Here is a 16991-nt window from a genome sequence, read left to right as displayed (position 1 = left end):
TCCTGCCCCCGGTACAGAGCAGGACTAGAATTTATTTTAAAAAACGTTTAAGTCTTTTTAGTTAAATATTAAGAAATACCAAAGAAACTTCTTCCAGGAACCTCTTTCACCATTAATAAAATTGTAATGATTATTAAAATTAAAGCCAAACCAAAGAAAACAGATATGGTTCTGTGTTTAGCTACAGCTTCAGTAACTTTTTTTGATTTTGCGTTTCCTACCGTGATTAAAATAATTGCAATAATCATCATGCTAATATGTTCCATTTTAAAATAACGAACTGCAGGTGCGCCTTTACTACTTAATGCGTACCAACCCTCGCTAAAATAAAGCACCAAACCAATTAATAATTGAATGTGTGCACTGATCAAAGTAAAAACATTAAGCTTTCTATCGCCCTCTGTATATTTCTTGTCTCCAAACCATCCTGATAAGGCTTTAATAACGGCGATAATTAATAACAAAAAAACAACATAGCGCCAACCAGAGTGCGCACTTTTTAAAATTTCGTTCATGATTATAATTTTATAGCACCAAAAATAGCTATTAATTGTAAAAAATAGGTTAATAAGCAATTTCAATGCTAATTTATATTAGTTTTAAACAAAATAAACCCCCTAAACATATTATGAAGAAAATTTTACTCGCCTTTGTGCTGGTATTTTCCTCTACAATTCTGTTTGCACAGCAAACTACCTACCCAGTTAATGGTTCTTATGACACAAGACCAGGTATGTTCGCTTTTACAAACGCAACAATTGTAGTAAATGCCACTCAAACTCTGTCGAATGCTACCTTATTAATTAAAGGCTCAACCATTCAGGCGGTTGGTGCTGGATTAGCCGTACCAAAAGGTTACGTTGTGGTAGATTTAAAAGGAAAATTTATTTACCCTTCTTTGGTTGATGCTTTTACAAGTTATGGTGTTCCTGAAGCAGCAGTTCAGGCACGTGGCTTTGGTGGTCAACGCCAGTCTATTTTTGTTTCCACTAAAAAAGGTGCTTACGGCTGGAACGAATCCATTAGACCAGAAACTTACGTAAAAAATATTTTTACTGCCGATGGTAAAAAGGCAGATGATTTACGTAAAGCAGGTTTCGGAAGTGTTAACGTAATCAGTCGCGATGGCATTGCCCGTGGTGTTTCTGCGGCAGTAACCTTAAACGATGCTACTGATAACAACGTTTTCTTAAAAGATCAAACCGCAGCCAATTACTCATTTAACAAAGGAACATCATCTAACGATTACCCAACTTCATTGATGGGTTCTATCGCTTTGCTTCGTCAAACGTATTACGATGCTCAATGGTATGGCAAACAAAAAGATGAATACAACATTTCGTTAGAAGAATTTGCCAAACAACAAAATATGCCGCAAATTTTCGAGGTAGATGGTTGGGCTAATGTTCTTCGTGCTAATAAAATCGGAAAAGAATTTGGTAAACAATACATCATCAAATCTACAGGTGATGAATACCAACGTATTGCGGAAGTTAAAGCTACAGGCGCAAGCTTAATTATTCCCTTATCATTCCCTAAAGCTTACGATGTTGAAGATCCTGCTGAAGCAAGAAACATTACTTTAACGCAAATGAAAGCTTGGGAAATGGCACCTACCAATGCATCAGCTTTAGAAAAAGCTGGAATTAAGTTTGCATTAACTACTTTCGGCTTAGAAAACACCCGCGATTTTTGGGCTAACATCCGCACAGCAATTGACAACGGTTTAACTGAAAAACAAGCTTTACAATCGGTTACTGAAATTCCTGCTTCACTTTTAGGCATTAGCGATAAAGTTGGTTCATTAGAAAAAGGTAAAGTTGCCAATTTCTTAATCTCATCTGATAACTTATTCAAAAAAGAAAATATAATTTTCGAAAACTGGGTTCAGGGCAAACGTTTCATTGTAAACAAAATGGATGTTGCTGATGTTCGCGGAAATTATAATTTAAATGTTGATGGTATTAGTGGCGGATTGCTTTTAAAAATCACAGGAACTGGTGGTGGCTCTACTGCAGCTATTGAAAGAAGTGGCGCAGATAGCGTTAAAGCAACAGCAACATTTACCAGAAATGGCGATTGGGTTAGCATCAATTTTAACTTAAAGAAAAACCCTAAAGGTGATGTTCGCTTAAGTGGTTATTTAACTTCAGCAAGCCCTTTAACTTTTAAAGGCGAAGTAGCATTACCTGATGGAACTTTCGGAAAATTTACTGCAACTTATAAAGACGCAGCGAAAGAAATGCCTAAACGTGATGAGCCAAAACCAACATTAGCTGTAGGCAGTTTGATTTTTCCTTTCGGTGCCTTCGGAAATACAGAATTACCTAAACAAGAAAGCGTTTTAATTAAAAACGCTACTGTTTGGACAAATGAAAAAGAAGGTGTTCTCCAAAATGCAGATGTACTTTTAGAAAACGGTAAAATTAAGGCCGTTGGAAAAAATTTATCGGCAGGAAGCGCAAAAGTAATCGATGGAACAGGCAAGCATGTTACCGCAGGTATTATTGATGAGCACTCGCACATTGCTGGTAGCGGTGGTATTAACGAAGGTGCTCAGTCGGTTTCTGCTGAAGTTCGTATTGCTGATATTATTAATTCGGAAGATGTAAATATTTATCGCCAGCTGGCGGGTGGTGTTACTACTTCTCAAATCCTACATGGCTCGGCAAATCCAATTGGTGGCCAATCTCAATTAATTAAATTGCGTTGGGGTAAAGCACCAGAAGAATTAAAATTTGCAGGTTCAGATGGCTTCATCAAATTCGCTTTAGGAGAAAATGTTAAGCAAAGTAATTTTGGTACCGGTGCTCGTTTCCCTGTAACACGTATGGGTGTGGAACAAACTTTTGTTGATGAGTTTACCCGTGCCAAAGAATATGAAAAAGCAATTTCTGCTAAAGGAAGTAATGTACGCAGAGATTTAGAATTAGATGCAATTGTAGAAATTCTGAATAATAAACGCTTCATCACTTGTCACTCTTATGTACAAAGTGAAATCAATATGTTAATCCATGTTGCAGATAGCTTAGGATTCAAAATCAATACATTCACTCACATTTTAGAAGGTTATAAAGTGGCCGATAAAATGAAAGCTCATGGTATTGCTGGTTCTACTTTTTCAGATTGGTGGGCTTACAAAAATGAAGTTGCAGAAGCAATTCCTTTCAACGGAAAAATTATGCATAACGTTGGAGTAACAACTGCTTTCAACTCTGATGATGCTGAAATGGCTCGTCACTTAAACCAGGAAGCAGGAAAATCAGTGCTTTACGGTAACGTGCCTGAAGAAGATGCTTTAAAATTTGTAACGCTTAATCCTGCCAAAATGCTTCATATTGACGATAAAGTAGGTAGTTTAAAGCCTGGTAAGGATGCGGATGTGGTGATCTGGTCGGCTAATCCTCTATCAATTTATGCTAAAGCAGAAAAAACTTTTGTTGATGGGATTTCCTACTGGGATATAGATAAAGATGCTCAGGTTATTAAATCTCAGCAGGCAGAAAAAGCTCGTTTAATTCAAAAGATGCTAGAAAGTAAAACCAGCGGTGTTCGTACACAACGTCCATTTGGTAATGCACCACGTCTTTACAATTGCGAAACATTGGAAGATTATTCAGCAGAATTAAACGAAACAGAACATGCGCACTAATATGAAAACATATATATTCAGTCTGGCATTATCGGCATCGAGCCTGATGTGCTTTGCACAAGCCAACATATCGCCCGCAAAAAAACAAAGCAGGACCATTGCCATTACTGGCGCAACTGTACACGTAGGTAACGGAACAGTTATTGAAAATGGAACCATTCTTTTTGGTAACGGCAAAATTATATCGGTTGCAGCGAACGGACAAGTTCCTGCAGATGATGTAATGAGAATTGTTGCCACAGGGAAACACATTTATCCTGGCTTTATTGCCGCAACCACAAATTTAGGTTTAGCGGAAACAGAATCAATAAAAGCGACTTTAGATTTCCAGGAAATTGGAGACTATAATTCGCATATCCGCTCGATCGTGGCTTACAATACCGATTCGAAAGTACCGGCAACTTTACGGAGCAATGGTGTTTTAATGGCACAACCTACACCGCAGGGCGGAACAATTTCAGGCAGTTCATCTGTTGTTCAGTTAGATGCGTGGAATTGGGAAGATGCATCCATTAAAACAGATGATGCAATGCACATGACCTGGCCTGTTACACCACGTTTTAGAGGTGGTTTTGGTGGCTTCGGCAGACCAGCTGCTTCGCCAGAAATGTTAAACGAACGCACGCAAGCAGCTATCAATCAGTTAACCTCTTTCTTCGCCGAAGCAAAGGCTTATTCAGAAATGGGAAAACCAGAAGTGATTAATACCCGTTTCGAAGCCATGAAACCTGTTTTCACAGGGAAAGAAAAACTATTCATAGCAGCCGAAAGTCAGAAAGATATTGTTGCAGCGGTAAACTTTGCCAAAAAACTCGGAATTACACCTGTTATTACGGGTGCCGATGAGGCTTATTTAGTGATCGATTTCTTAAAAGAGAACAATGTTTCGGTTGTGGTTAAACAACCTCACGCCTTACCAAACAATAACGATGATGATGTAAACATGCCGTATAAAAACGCAGCAATATTAGCAAATGCAGGCTTAAATGTAGTTTTAAGTATCGATGGCTATTGGCAGCAACGTAATCTTCCTTTTATGGCGGGTACGGTTACAGCATGGGGTTTAGATAAGGAAAAAGCGCTATCAACAATTACCCTAAATGCAGCCAAAGCAATGGGCGTTGATAAAACAACAGGCAGTATAGAGACTGGTAAAGATGCTACTTTCTTTATTTCTGCAGGTGATGCTTTAGATATGCGAACCAACAAAGTAGAGCAGGCATTTATCCAGGGCAGAGATATTAACCTGGATAATTTACACAAACAACTGGATAAAAAATTCAGCGATAAATACACCGCTGAAAAGAAATAGCTAACATTAGCTTAACACAAACGGCCAGTATTAATTTACTGGCCGTTTTTTATTTTAACATAAACCATAAAAACACACAATTTATAAACGTTTTCTTAATTCTAAATCTAATTTCAGTTAATACTGCAACTGCAAATTTGCACCATCAAATCAAAAAACTAATCATGGTCAAAAATTTACTACTAGCAGTATTATTGCTGTGTTTTTGTGTTTCCAGTTCTCTTAGGGCGCAAACTACACAAGCATCGATTTCCGGTATTATTACCGACGAAAAAAAACAGCCAATTCCTGGTGTATCCGTGCAGGTTAGAAACACCTCAACAGGTTTTACTACAAAAACAGCAACAAATGGTCAAGGAGAGTATACATTTAAAGAGCTTCCTTTAGGAGGACCATATTCGATAAAAGCACTTTACATGGGCTACGGCGAACAAACCAGGAGTGGTTACATGTTAAATCTTGGTGATGTAGCGAAAGTTTCCATCACTATGCAAGAAGCTTCACAAAACCTTACAGATGTTGAGGTTAGTGGCTCTTCGTTAAGAAATAAAGTACAACAATTTGGAGCTTCAACAGAAATTTCATCAAAAACGATGAACATTTTACCTGTAAACGGTCGTAACTTTAGTAGTTTGACTGATTTATCGCCTTTATCAGGTCCTGGTGGTATATCTGGTCAGTTAGGTTCATCTACTAATTTCACTATTGATGGTATGACCGCGAAGAATCCTACATCTTCTGGCAGCACAACCAGTCGTAGTGGCGCACCATACTCAATCTCGATAGAAAGTGTTCGTGAATTTAAGGTAGTAACCAACCAATACGATGTTAGCTTAGGTCGTTCAGGTGGTGGAACCATTAGTGCGGTAACCAAATCGGGTACAAATGAAATTACAGGAAGTGCATTTGCTTATAACCGTGCTGATTTCTTAGCGAGTAAATATGATATCAGAGGAAATCCAAGAGTTAATGATTTCTCTACTTACCAATATGGTTTTAGCTTAGGCGGACCAATCATCAAAGATAAACTACATTATTTTGCAGCATGGGATCATCAAAGAGATTCTCGCCCATTAATTATTGCAGATATTAATTCTGATGCTGATGTTGCTCGTTTTAACATTACGAATAGCACATTAAATAACTTTTTAGCGGTTGCGAGAAGTAAGTATGGCGTTGCTAACACACAACAATTTGGCTCATTTCCTAAAAAAAGAGGTACAGATGCCGGATTTCTTCGTTTAGATTGGCAAATTAATGACAAGAATTTATTAACCATTAGAGATAACTATACTAATGATAGAAACCCATTAGGTTTAGGCGATAATACAGCAATAAATTTCTACGAAAGTTATGGTAATGATAAAAACGTTGATAACAGCTTATTGGCTACATTACGTTCTACAATTAGCAGCAAAGTAACTAACGAATTAAAGTTACAACATTTATACACCTACCAAGCCAGTACGCAGAACGATGAGTTAGGTTTTGCCATTCCAAGAGCTGTTGTTTCCAACTTAGAATCTATCTCTCCTACAACTGGGGCAACATTAGCAACTGCAGTTCAAATTGGCGGACACCGTTTCGGGCAAGAGGGTTTTACAAATAATGTTTTCCAATTGGTAGATAATTTCTATTATAACACAGATAAAATTAAATATACATTTGGTATAGACATCATGTACACCCATGCAAAATCATTGTATGGAAGTGAAGTGAATGGCCGTTTTACATTTAACACCTCGGGTACCGTTGCAGCAGGAAACAGGCAAACCTCTTTACAAAATTTTAACAACTTAATTCCAATCAGCTATTACAGAGAAGTTCCTTTAGTTGATGACCCAACTGTTATTGGTAACTTATGGAATTCTGCGATATATGGTCAAATGCAAACCAAACTTGGCAAAGGTTTAGACTTTACAGGTGGTTTACGTCTAGACTTTAGTAAATATCCAACCTCGCCACTTAACCAACAGCTATTTGATGCGATTGGCGTGAGAACAGATCACAAGTTAAAACAATTTTTAGTTCAGCCTAGAGTTCAGTTAAACTGGGATATTAATGAAAACAGAACAGATTTTGTTCGTTTTGGAGCAGGTATCTTTGGTTCAGATATTAACAACTACATGACCATTAATAACCTTACCTTTGATGGTAAACATTTTGCAACTGTTGATGTAACTGGCACAGGTGTACCAACGCCTAACTTTATTGGTTATAGAAATGGAAGTGCATCAGCGCCAACTTTAGCAGCGTTACAAATCCCAACCATAAATACTTATGCTGAAGATGCAAAAATGCCTGTAGTGTATAAAGCCAACTTATCTTATAACAAATTAATAAATGATAAAATACGTATTGGTATTACCGGTTATGCAACTTTAGCACGCAATAACTACATGTATATTGATAGAAACATGGTTGCAAACCCTTTCTTTACCTTATCAAATGAAGGAAACAGAGGTGTATATGTGCCAGCAAGTACTATTATTCCGAGTAACGGAGTTACAGATTGGAAAAGAGGCCGCTTAACGGATGCATTTGGTAGAGTTTTAGAGTTAAACAGTAAAGGAAAAGTTAATCAATTTGCTGTAGTTGTAGATGCGACATGGAGATACTTTAAAGATGGAGAAATTTCAGGAAGCTTTACCTGGAACGATGCTAAAGATAATACTTCATTTAACGGTAACGTTGCCAACTCTGCAACATTATCTTTGCCTGTTGTTGATGATCCAAGAAACTTAAACAACATGACTTATTCTAATGGCCAGTTCAGAAATAAGGTTGTTGTTTATGGAACATTACCATCATTTCATGGCATTAAAGCAGGTATTCGTTATTCAGGTATTGGTGGCACCAGATATAGTTTATTATCTGGAGGAAACACAAATGGCGATTTTGTAGCTACAAATGATTTAGCATATATCTTTAATCCTTCAAATACAAATGTACCTGCAGCGCTTAGAACTGCTTTACAAACATTATTGGCAAATGGCGATGCAAGCCAGAGTTTAAAAGATTACATCAACAAATACCAAGGTACGTTTGCCGAGCGTAATGGCGGCATAAATGGTTTCTATGGTACAGTTGATTTAAGATTAGCCTATGTGTTTAAATTTGGTCCACGCAAAAAACAAAGTCTGGAAATTTCTGGCGATTTGTTTAACGTAGCCAACTTATTTAAGAAAACTTGGGGTACAACAGAAACTTTAGGTACACAAGCACTTTATGCTGTAACTGGATTTGATGCTACAACTTCGAACTATAACTACCGTTTAAACAATACAGGGGTTGTAATTCCAACAGGTAATCCTTGGCAGGCACAACTTGGCTTGAGATACGGATTTTAATTACCAAAGGATATTTAATATCTTTTAATAAAGTCATAAAAAAAGGGAATGGATTTTTATCCATTCCCTTTTTTTATGTTTGCACCTACAAACAACAAAACTTAATGGGATTATTATTAAACTACCTGAAAGGTCACAAGTGGATTGTGGCTTTGGCGCTCATACTTGCAGGTGTAAATATTGGTTTTTCTTTAATGGATCCTTATTTCACGGGTAAGATCCTGGATTTATACATAAACAAAAGAGCAGCTTTCAGCAGTAAAAGTGCTTACATCTGGGGCGCATTAGGCTTTATTGGCCTGGCTATCGGAGCTGCTATGGTATCCCGTATAGCTAAAAACTTCCAGGATTACTTTACCAGCGTAATCGTACAAAAAGTTGGTGCAAAAATGTATGCCGATGGCTTGCAGCATTCTCTTAAATTACCTTATCAGGTTTTTGAAGATCAGCGAAGTGGCGAAACTTTAGGCATTTTACAGAAAGTAAGATTAGATTCAGAAAAATTTATCACTGCTTTCATCAGCGTACTCTTTGTAAGCTTAATCGGGATGATATTCGTAATCGTTTATTCTGTTTCCATTAGCTATAAAATAACCCTGGTTTACTTTGCAGCGATTCCCATTATTAGTTTCGTAAGCTGGTTTTTGAGCAGAAAAATTAAAACCATTCAACGCTCTATTGTTGGCGAAACTACTGCGCTTGCGGGTTCTACAACTGAATCATTAAGAAATATAGAACTGGTAAAAAGCTTAGGTTTGGCCGATCAGGAAATTGAAAGACTAAACAAAACCACCTACAAAATTTTAGGCTTAGAACTTAAGAAAGTTAAATATGTACGAAGCATGAGTTTTGTTCAGGGAACTACGGTAAACCTGGTTAGAAGCTCAATGATTGTTGTACTTTTACTCTTAATTTTCGATAATACCATTTCACCAGGACAATATTTTTCGTTCTTATTTTATTCGTTTTTTCTTTTCGGACCGCTACAGGAATTGGGCAATGTAATATTGGCATGGAGAGAGGCTGAAGTATCGTTAGGAAACTTTAAAAGAATTTTAAGCACACCTGTCGATCAGAAACCAGCAAACCCAATCTCGATTAAAAAAATTAAGGAACTTACTTTCAAATCGGTAAGCTTTAAACATTTAACTGCAAACAGAAATGCCTTAGAAAACATTTCTTTTACGACACACAATGGCCAAACTATTGCCTTTGTCGGTCCATCAGGTGCTGGAAAATCTACCTTAGTTAAATTGCTGGTTGGTTTATACCCTGCAAAACAAGGCGAAATCCTATACAACGGAACAACCAGTCATGATATTGACTTAGATGTTTTACGCGAAAAAATTGGTTTCGTAACTCAGGATACGCAACTTTTTTCGGGTACTATTAGAGAAAATTTATTGTTCGTTAACCCAAGTGCTACGGATGAAGAATGCTTTAAGGTTTTAAATCAGGCGGCGTGCCAAACTTTGCTGGCCAGAGCTGATAAAGGTTTAGACTCGCTAATTGGCGAAGGTGGTGTAAAAGTTTCAGGAGGCGAAAAACAGCGTTTATCAATTGCCAGAGCTTTACTACGCCAGCCAGATATTTTAGTGTTTGATGAGGCAACTTCTTCGTTAGATTCCATCACGGAGGAAGAAATTACCAAAACCATTAGAAATGTTTCTGACTTGACCGATCATATTACCATTCTAATTGCACACCGTTTATCAACTATTAAACATGCTGATGTAATTTACGTTTTAGAGAAAGGCCAGATCATTGAGCAAGGTTCGCACGAAGCATTAATTGCACAAAACGGTTTATATCAGGCTATGTGGCGCCAACAAATTGGCGAAAGAATTGTTGAAGCATAATAGAATCTCAAATTATGTTATTACAAACGAACGTTAACAGCAATCATGTTGCGCTTTTTATAATTATACCAGCCATTTTATGGCTGATACTTATTTTAATTGCACTTTACCACATTTCAAGGAATAGCGGAATGAGCTTTGGCGTTAAAGTTTTGTGGTTTATAATTATAATAACAGCACCATTTTTAGGCTCTATTATCTATTTAATCTGGGGCAAGAATAAGAAATTCTAAAGGTTGCAAAACCTTTGGATAGCAAGAAAGCAGGGCTACTTTTCCAACTGGAAAGCAAGCCCTGCTTTTCTATTTATAATTAAATGTAAGCTTACGCTTATTTCTGTCTGAAATAGATTTGAATTGGTGCACCAGCGAAATCAAAATTCTCTCTCAATTTATTCTCTATGAAACGTTTATACGGATCTTTAATATATTGAGGCAAATTACAGAAGAACGCAAACATTGGCGATGTACCGTTAATTTGTGTGATATATTTAATCTTGATGTGCTTTCCTTTTAATGCAGGAGGTGGAAATTTCTCGATTAATGGCAACATTACATCATTTAATTTCGATGTAGGAATTTTCTTACTACGATTTTTGTAAACTTCTAAAGCAACCTCAATTGCCTTAAAAATACGTTGCTTATTTAATACTGAAGTAAATACGATAGGCACATCAGTAAATGGGCGAATGCGCTCGTGAATCTGCTCTTCAAAAGCTTTCATCGTTTGTGTATTCTTTTCAATTAAATCCCATTTATTAACCAATATTACGATACCCTTCTTATTCTTTTCAGCAAGGTGAAAAATATTGATATCCTGGCTTTCAATACCTTCCTGTGCATCGATCATCAAAACAACAACATCCGCTTCTTCTAAAGCTTTAATGGTACGCATTACCGAGTAAAACTCGAGATTTTCTTTAACCTTAGTTTTTTTACGTAAACCTGCAGTATCAATTAACATAAATTCATGACCGAATTGGTTATAATGAATTTTAATTGAATCGCGGGTTGTACCAGCATTTGCAGTTACGATATTACGTTCTTTACCAATTAAAGCATTTACCAATGAAGATTTACCAACGTTCGGACGACCTGCAATTGTAATTTTAGGTAAAGCGTTTTCTTCTTCGGGTTCATCCTCAAAATTCTTGATGATTTCGTCCAACAACTCACCAGTACCAGAACCCGTCATCGAAGATAATGGGTAAACTTCGCCTAAGCCAAATCCGTAAAAAGTACTGATTTCGCTATGTAAAGCTGTATTATCTACTTTGTTTGCAGTAACAAAAACAGGCTTGTTACTCCTGCGAAGTACCTGTGCAATATCATCATCTAAATCAGTGATTCCAGTAGTTACATCAACCATAAAAATCAGCACGCTGGCCTCTTCAATGGCAATCATCACCTGCTCGCGGATGGCTGCTTCATAAACATCTTCCGAGTTTGCAACATATCCACCTGTATCTATTACGGTAAATTGTTTATCAGTCCATTCGCCAACGCCGTAATGTCTGTCGCGGGTTACGCCGCTCATATCATCTACAATGGCCTTACGGCTTTCTGTTAATCTATTAAAAAGGGTGCTTTTGCCTACGTTTGGCCTGCCTACGATGGCGATAATATTACTCATGGGTATTCTAATTGATAGTTAATGGCTTATAGTTAATGGTCGTGGCGTTTAAGCAAGCTGCTTAAACTATTTGGCTATCAGCCATTGACTATCAACTACTAACCGATTTATTTCGGGCTGCAAAGGTACGGTTAATTATCGTAACCAAAGCTCTTTAAGTAATTCTTTTTACTTCTCCAATCGGGAATTACTTTAACAAACAGTTCTAAAAAGACTTTAGTATCTAAAAATTTCTCGGTTTCGATACGTGCTTCGGTACCTACTTTTTTAAGCATGCTACCACCCGTACCAATTAAGATATTCTTCTGCGAATCGCGTTCTACTACAATTTCTGCAGTGATGCGAACCATCGATCCTTTACCGTTTTTTAGTTCTTCCTCTTTAAAACTTTTTACTATTACCTCAGTACTATAAGGAATTTCCTTTTGATAGTTTAGAAAAATTTTCTCACGGATAATTTCTGAAACGAAGAAACGCTCAGAACGATCAGTTAAATCTTCTTTATCATAATATGGCGGATGTTCTGGCAACATTTCCAAAACTCGATCCAATAATCCATCTACATTATGTTTATGTAATGCGGAAATTGCATAAATGGCAACTGGATTTAACTTTTCCTGCCAGTAAGCAATCTTTTCATCAACTTGCTCTTGCAGTGCTTTATCAATTTTATTGATTAGTACAATTGTTGGAATATTACGGTTCAGAATTTTCTCTAAAACATCTTCCTCATCATGCTCTTCGTTAATATCTGTAACAAATAAAAGTACGTCAGCATCGGTTAAAGATCCGTTCACAAAGCTCATCATACTCTCTTGCAAGCTATATTTCGGCTTAATTATACCTGGAGTATCAGAAAAAACAATCTGATATTCTTCTTCATTTACGATCCCTAAAATACGATGCCTGGTAGTTTGAGCCTTAGGAGTTATAATGCTAAGTCGCTCGCCTACAAGCACATTCATGAGGGTTGATTTACCTACATTTGGTTTACCTATTATACTAACAAAACCTGCTTTATGCGCCATTAAAATATTTTTTAAAAAAAATTTGCAGCACAAAGAAACGAATTATATCTTTGCATTCCAATTCGGAAATAGAGTTAAGGATTTAATTCAAAGAAAAAAACGAGTTGTATAGAGTGCGGGGTGGAGCAGTTGGTAGCTCGTCGGGCTCATAACCCGAAGGTCGCACGTTCGAGTCGTGTCCCCGCTACCAAAAGAGTTGAAAGACACTCTGAAATTTAATGGCCCGTTCGTCTAGGGGTGAGGACGCCAGATTTTCATTCTGGAAACAGGGGTTCGATTCCCCTACGGGCTACAGAAAAACAAAAAGTTGATTTAAAGCGATTCCGCTGACGATCAACTTTTTTTCGTTTACAGGTATTGTTTGGTATTGTCCACTTTATAGATTTCACTTCCCCTATAACTTCCCCCAACGTAATTTGTACTTTCAAATTAAATTAATAATTAAACCATCCCCTTAACATATATTCACCCATTTCATTAGTTTTTTATCCTTTTTCTTTCGATTAATTATACACTGAGATATTTAGCAATGCGATGAAGAATACACCATGGATAAGATAATTTAGATCTTAATCAACGACTTTATCTAAAATTAATTATTTTAGATAAAAAATCCCCGCCCTATGAAAAAATTACTACTAATTATCGCCATAGCCATCTGCTCATTTGGCACACAGGCTCAAACCAAAACGGCTGCAGCGCCTGATGTTATCTTAAAAACAAACGGAGAAGAACTCAAAGGAAAAATTACCAAAATCAATGATGATGGCGTTTCTTTTGTTTACACAGGCGAAACACTGGAATACGCCATTAAAAAGTCAGACATTCTTAAAATTACACACTCAAGCGGAAGAGTTGAACTTTTTTCACAAACCCTTCCTGCCCAGGATCGCCAAAAGGATGCTGTATCCATGACAGCCACCCCGGCAGATCATCACAATAAAATTGCCGTCCTCCCATTTACGTTTTTAATGGATAATCAACCTGGGGCAGAACAAGTGGGGCTTAAAGCCCAAGAAGATGCTATTGGAATGTTATCAAAACATTCTGACGGATATACCATATTAGATGCGAGAACCACTAATGCTACTTTAGTACAGGCAGGTGTAACCAGAGATAAAATGATCGGTTATACCATGAAAAACCTTTGCGATATTCTGGGTGTAGAATACATTATTGATGGTTCAGTAATTCAGGCCAAAGGTTACCAAACCAGCACCTCGGGCGCAAACGGAAATACAAAAGTAAAGCGTGATGATGGAGACAAAATAAAGGATGTATCGAGCTCAAGTACAGTGTACAGCAATGCTGTTCAACGCTATGATGTAAGTGTTTCTTTGCATATTTATATGGATAACAATGCAAGTATTTATAACGAAAGCCACAAGGCATTTCTATCCAATACCGACGGCTCTTATTCGGGGCCATTAGAGTACCTTTTAAAAAGGTGTCCACTTTACAGAAAATAGCATCTAATGACCATGCTGATGACAGATATCCATCAGCATAATTTTACAAAATCAGATCAGAAATAATCTTCCTACTACGCCCAATGAGTTTTAAAACTTTACGCTATATTCTAATTCAAGCCTTAATTTTGGTTTCCGTAGCAGGAACTTTTGGACAAACAAAAGATTCATTACCTTCTGATTCTTCAAAACTCAAAACCAAGCTGAGCTTTGTTGCCAGAATGCAGCAGTTTGCTGAAAAATCGGCAAAGAGCAGCATTGATGATTTCGAAGGCGATAAAGCTGCAATTGCCCAGAATAGGATTTTGGAGGAGATTAAGAAAAAGATACAAAAAGCCAAAAGCTTCTTAAAAAATGGTGTAGATACATTAGGCACAAAAGCAAAGCTGATAAGTTTAAACGAGGACTTCACAATTGCAAAAGATGGTGTATTAACCAACAAAGGCAGCTCTCAAACCTTTCGGAATCTAACTACAACCTCAAAAATTTTAACCGAATTATTAAACAAGGCTAATGCAAGCAAAGCCAAATTAGACCTCTATCAAAGCGAGGTTAATCGCTTTAGATACGACCTCGACTCGCTGCTTAGCCAGCGAGATCTATTTAAATTTTCTTCTGACTCCGCTACCCTATCAAAATTTATGGGGCAGCTCGTTGTTGCCGCTTATGAAGTAAACCCAGTCGACAGCTCACTAAAGAAAGAGAATAACAGCATACAAGGCATGCTTAACCAGGTTAATTTGCAGGTTTTTAAAATAGAAACAGGTCTGGAAGAAATAGAAAGATACAAACAGGACATAGCCCGCAATACTTTCTATAGAGATTTCGACAACATTTGGGGAAAGGTTGCATTTTATCGTCCGTTTAGCGAAATTCTAAATCAGGCGCAGGCAAAAGGCTTACTAACACTTGTATTTTATCTGCAAAATAACATCGGGAAATTAGCAATATTACTTCTTATCATTTCTGCCGCATTTATTTACCTGCGCTCTTTAAAAAGCATTTATGAAGCCAATAAACTAACAACTGATAATTATGAAGGGCAAAGGGTATTACGTTATCCATTTTGGTCGGCTTTACTGATCAGCGTCAGCTTGTTCCAGTTCATGTTTTTCTCACCGCCTTTTATTTTAAGCGTTATCTTCTGGCTAATCAGTTCATTAAGCTTAACCATGATATTCAGAGGTTTTATCACCAAATACTGGATGAATGTATGGTTGCTTATGGCTGTATTTTTTATCATTTCTGCACTCGATAATTTAATTCTTCAGGCATCGCGTACCGAGCGCTGGTTAATGCTTGCCTTATCATTAACAGGAAGTATTGTTGGTTTAATGGTTTTATTAAAAGGCCGAAAAGAAGAATTGAGAGAAAAACTAATCCTCATTGCAATTGGGCTTATGGTTTTTCTCGAACTTGCTTCATCAATCACCAATATATTTGGCCGCTATAACCTTTCCAAAGCTTTACTTATCAGCGGTTTTCTCGATGTAGTGGTTGCCATTCTATTTCTTTGGACCATCAGATTAATTAACGAAGGGTTATTTTTAGCCTTTAATGTTTATACCAAACAAGATCCTAAGCTTTTCTACCTAAACTTCGAAAAAGTTGGCAAAAAGGTACCCGTAGCTTTTTACCTATTATTAATTTTCGGGTGGATTATTCTTTTCGGAAGGAACTTTGCAGGTTTTGAATATGCATCGGCCCCTTTTAGAGATTTCTTTGCAAGAGAAAGAACAATAGGTGATTACTCTTTTACCATTAACAGCTTATTGCTCTTTATTTTAATTATGGGCATCTCGGTTGCAACCTCTAAAATTGTTTCATTTTTCGCATCAGATAAACACCAGGTTCAGGATGATAAAAGCAAAAATGCACTTCAAAGTGTTGGCAGCTGGTTGTTGTTAATCCGCATAGGAATATTAAGTCTCGGGCTTTTTCTTGCAGTAGCTGCCGCAGGCATTCCTGTAGATCGAATAACAATTGTATTGGGTGCATTAGGTGTTGGTATTGGTTTTGGCTTACAGGCTTTGGTAAATAACTTGGTAAGCGGACTTATTATCGCCTTCGAGAAACCTGTAAATGTGGGCGATATTATAGAAATCGACGGACAGGGCGGAACAATGAAATCCATCGGATTTCGCAGCAGCGTGATTTCAACCTGGGATGGCGCGGACGTAATTATGCCTAATGGGGACTTATTAAACTCTCACCTAATTAACTGGTCGATGGGCGGAAGCAAACGGCGAACACTCCTTTCAATTGGTGTAGCTTACGATTCTAATCTCGAAAAAGTTAAAGAAATACTAACGCAAACACTCGATGGAAATCCAAATGTTATCAAAACACCTCCCCCAAGTGTTAACTACGAACAATTTGGAAACAGCTCAATAGATATAAAAGTATTCTTCTGGACAAAACATTTCAGAGAAGCCACCCAAACAAAAAGTGAATTAATTATTGCAATTAATGATGCGTTTAAAAGCGCTGACATAAAAATCCCTTATCCGCAACAAGATATAACCATCTATAAAAATGAGGATTTTGATACGCGTAAATAAAAAATCTATCTTTTATAATGAACTCATAATCAATACAAAAAAGCACTATACAAAAAATATTGAAAGAAATTCTTTTCTAAGTTTTGCAAGTATGAAAACAAATCTTACCTTTGCACTCCTTCAAACGA

The 16991-nt window shown here is 37.1% G+C and carries 10 protein-coding genes and 2 tRNA genes; 9 read left to right on the top strand and 3 right to left on the bottom strand.

What is annotated here, in order from left to right; translation table 11 throughout:
* Positions 1-68: 68 nt before the first annotated feature.
* The gene (locus ACZZZI_RS12195) at positions 69-515 is read right to left on the bottom strand and encodes a cytochrome B (protein ID WP_463489571.1); all 447 of its coding nucleotides are present in this window, start codon (positions 513-515) and stop codon (positions 69-71) included.
* A gap of 113 nt (positions 516-628) precedes the next feature.
* Between ACZZZI_RS12195 and ACZZZI_RS12190 the strand changes: the two genes are divergently transcribed.
* The 5 genes from ACZZZI_RS12190 to ACZZZI_RS12170 all read left to right on the top strand — a co-directional run bounded on the left by ACZZZI_RS12190 (position 629) and on the right by ACZZZI_RS12170 (position 10406).
* A complete protein-coding gene (locus ACZZZI_RS12190) occupies positions 629-3652 on the top strand; it encodes an amidohydrolase family protein (RefSeq protein ID WP_463489570.1) in 3024 nt (1007 codons plus the stop codon).
* A gap of 1 nt (position 3653) precedes the next feature.
* Complete coding sequence (locus ACZZZI_RS12185) at positions 3654-4964, top strand: amidohydrolase family protein (RefSeq protein WP_463489569.1); 1311 nt, start codon at positions 3654-3656, stop codon at positions 4962-4964.
* Positions 4965-5128: 164 nt separating this feature from the next.
* Positions 5129-8314, top strand: coding sequence for a TonB-dependent receptor (locus ACZZZI_RS12180; RefSeq protein ID WP_316755689.1), 3186 nt, complete (start codon positions 5129-5131; stop codon positions 8312-8314).
* 104 nt (positions 8315-8418) lie between these two features.
* A complete protein-coding gene (locus ACZZZI_RS12175) occupies positions 8419-10173 on the top strand; it encodes an ABC transporter ATP-binding protein (protein ID WP_463489568.1) in 1755 nt (584 codons plus the stop codon).
* A 14-nt stretch (positions 10174-10187) separates the two neighbouring features.
* On the top strand, positions 10188-10406 hold the full coding sequence (locus tag ACZZZI_RS12170; protein WP_344766552.1) for a PLDc N-terminal domain-containing protein: 219 nt from the start codon (positions 10188-10190) through the stop codon (positions 10404-10406).
* Positions 10407-10503: 97 nt separating this feature from the next.
* Here ACZZZI_RS12170 and der read toward each other — a convergent pair whose 3' ends face one another.
* Positions 10504-11805, bottom strand: a complete 1302-nt coding sequence (gene der, locus ACZZZI_RS12165) for a ribosome biogenesis GTPase Der (protein WP_316755683.1) — start codon at positions 11803-11805, stop codon at positions 10504-10506.
* 131 nt (positions 11806-11936) lie between these two features.
* Entirely contained in the window at positions 11937-12833 is an 897-nt protein-coding gene (gene era, locus ACZZZI_RS12160) for a GTPase Era (RefSeq protein ID WP_344766550.1), read from the bottom strand.
* 114 nt (positions 12834-12947) lie between these two features.
* Between era and ACZZZI_RS12155 the strand changes: the two genes are divergently transcribed.
* The 4 genes from ACZZZI_RS12155 (at position 12948) to ACZZZI_RS12140 (ending at position 16863) form a co-directional block, all read left to right on the top strand.
* Positions 12948-13023: transfer RNA gene (locus tag ACZZZI_RS12155), tRNA-Met, on the top strand.
* A gap of 30 nt (positions 13024-13053) precedes the next feature.
* Positions 13054-13125, top strand: a tRNA-Glu gene (locus ACZZZI_RS12150).
* A gap of 331 nt (positions 13126-13456) precedes the next feature.
* Positions 13457-14302: a hypothetical protein gene (locus ACZZZI_RS12145; protein ID WP_463489567.1), complete on the top strand. Its 846-nt coding sequence runs from the start codon at positions 13457-13459 to the stop codon at positions 14300-14302.
* Positions 14303-14385: 83 nt separating this feature from the next.
* The gene (locus ACZZZI_RS12140) at positions 14386-16863 is read left to right on the top strand and encodes a mechanosensitive ion channel family protein (RefSeq protein WP_463489566.1); all 2478 of its coding nucleotides are present in this window, start codon (positions 14386-14388) and stop codon (positions 16861-16863) included.
* Positions 16864-16991: the final 128 nt, after the last annotated feature.

The organism is Pedobacter sp. AC190 (assembly GCF_979258025.1).
The sequence above is the reverse complement of the archived record's forward strand: the minus strand, read 5'-3'. Positions and strand labels throughout refer to the sequence as shown.

What these genes read in the sequence shown, in the direction of transcription:
- ACZZZI_RS12195 (WP_463489571.1), bottom strand. Translation starts at nt 515, where the DNA reads ATGAACGAAATTTTAAAAAGTGCGCACTCTGGTTGGCGCTATGTTGTT.
- ACZZZI_RS12190 (WP_463489570.1), top strand. Translation starts at nt 629, where the DNA reads ATGAAGAAAATTTTACTCGCCTTTGTGCTGGTATTTTCCTCTACAATT.
- ACZZZI_RS12185 (WP_463489569.1), top strand. Translation starts at nt 3,654, where the DNA reads ATGAAAACATATATATTCAGTCTGGCATTATCGGCATCGAGCCTGATG.
- ACZZZI_RS12180 (WP_316755689.1), top strand. Translation starts at nt 5,129, where the DNA reads ATGGTCAAAAATTTACTACTAGCAGTATTATTGCTGTGTTTTTGTGTT.
- ACZZZI_RS12175 (WP_463489568.1), top strand. Translation starts at nt 8,419, where the DNA reads ATGGGATTATTATTAAACTACCTGAAAGGTCACAAGTGGATTGTGGCT.
- ACZZZI_RS12170 (WP_344766552.1), top strand. Translation starts at nt 10,188, where the DNA reads ATGTTATTACAAACGAACGTTAACAGCAATCATGTTGCGCTTTTTATA.
- der (WP_316755683.1), bottom strand. Translation starts at nt 11,805, where the DNA reads ATGAGTAATATTATCGCCATCGTAGGCAGGCCAAACGTAGGCAAAAGC.
- era (WP_344766550.1), bottom strand. Translation starts at nt 12,833, where the DNA reads ATGGCGCATAAAGCAGGTTTTGTTAGTATAATAGGTAAACCAAATGTA.
- ACZZZI_RS12145 (WP_463489567.1), top strand. Translation starts at nt 13,457, where the DNA reads ATGAAAAAATTACTACTAATTATCGCCATAGCCATCTGCTCATTTGGC.
- ACZZZI_RS12140 (WP_463489566.1), top strand. Translation starts at nt 14,386, where the DNA reads ATGAGTTTTAAAACTTTACGCTATATTCTAATTCAAGCCTTAATTTTG.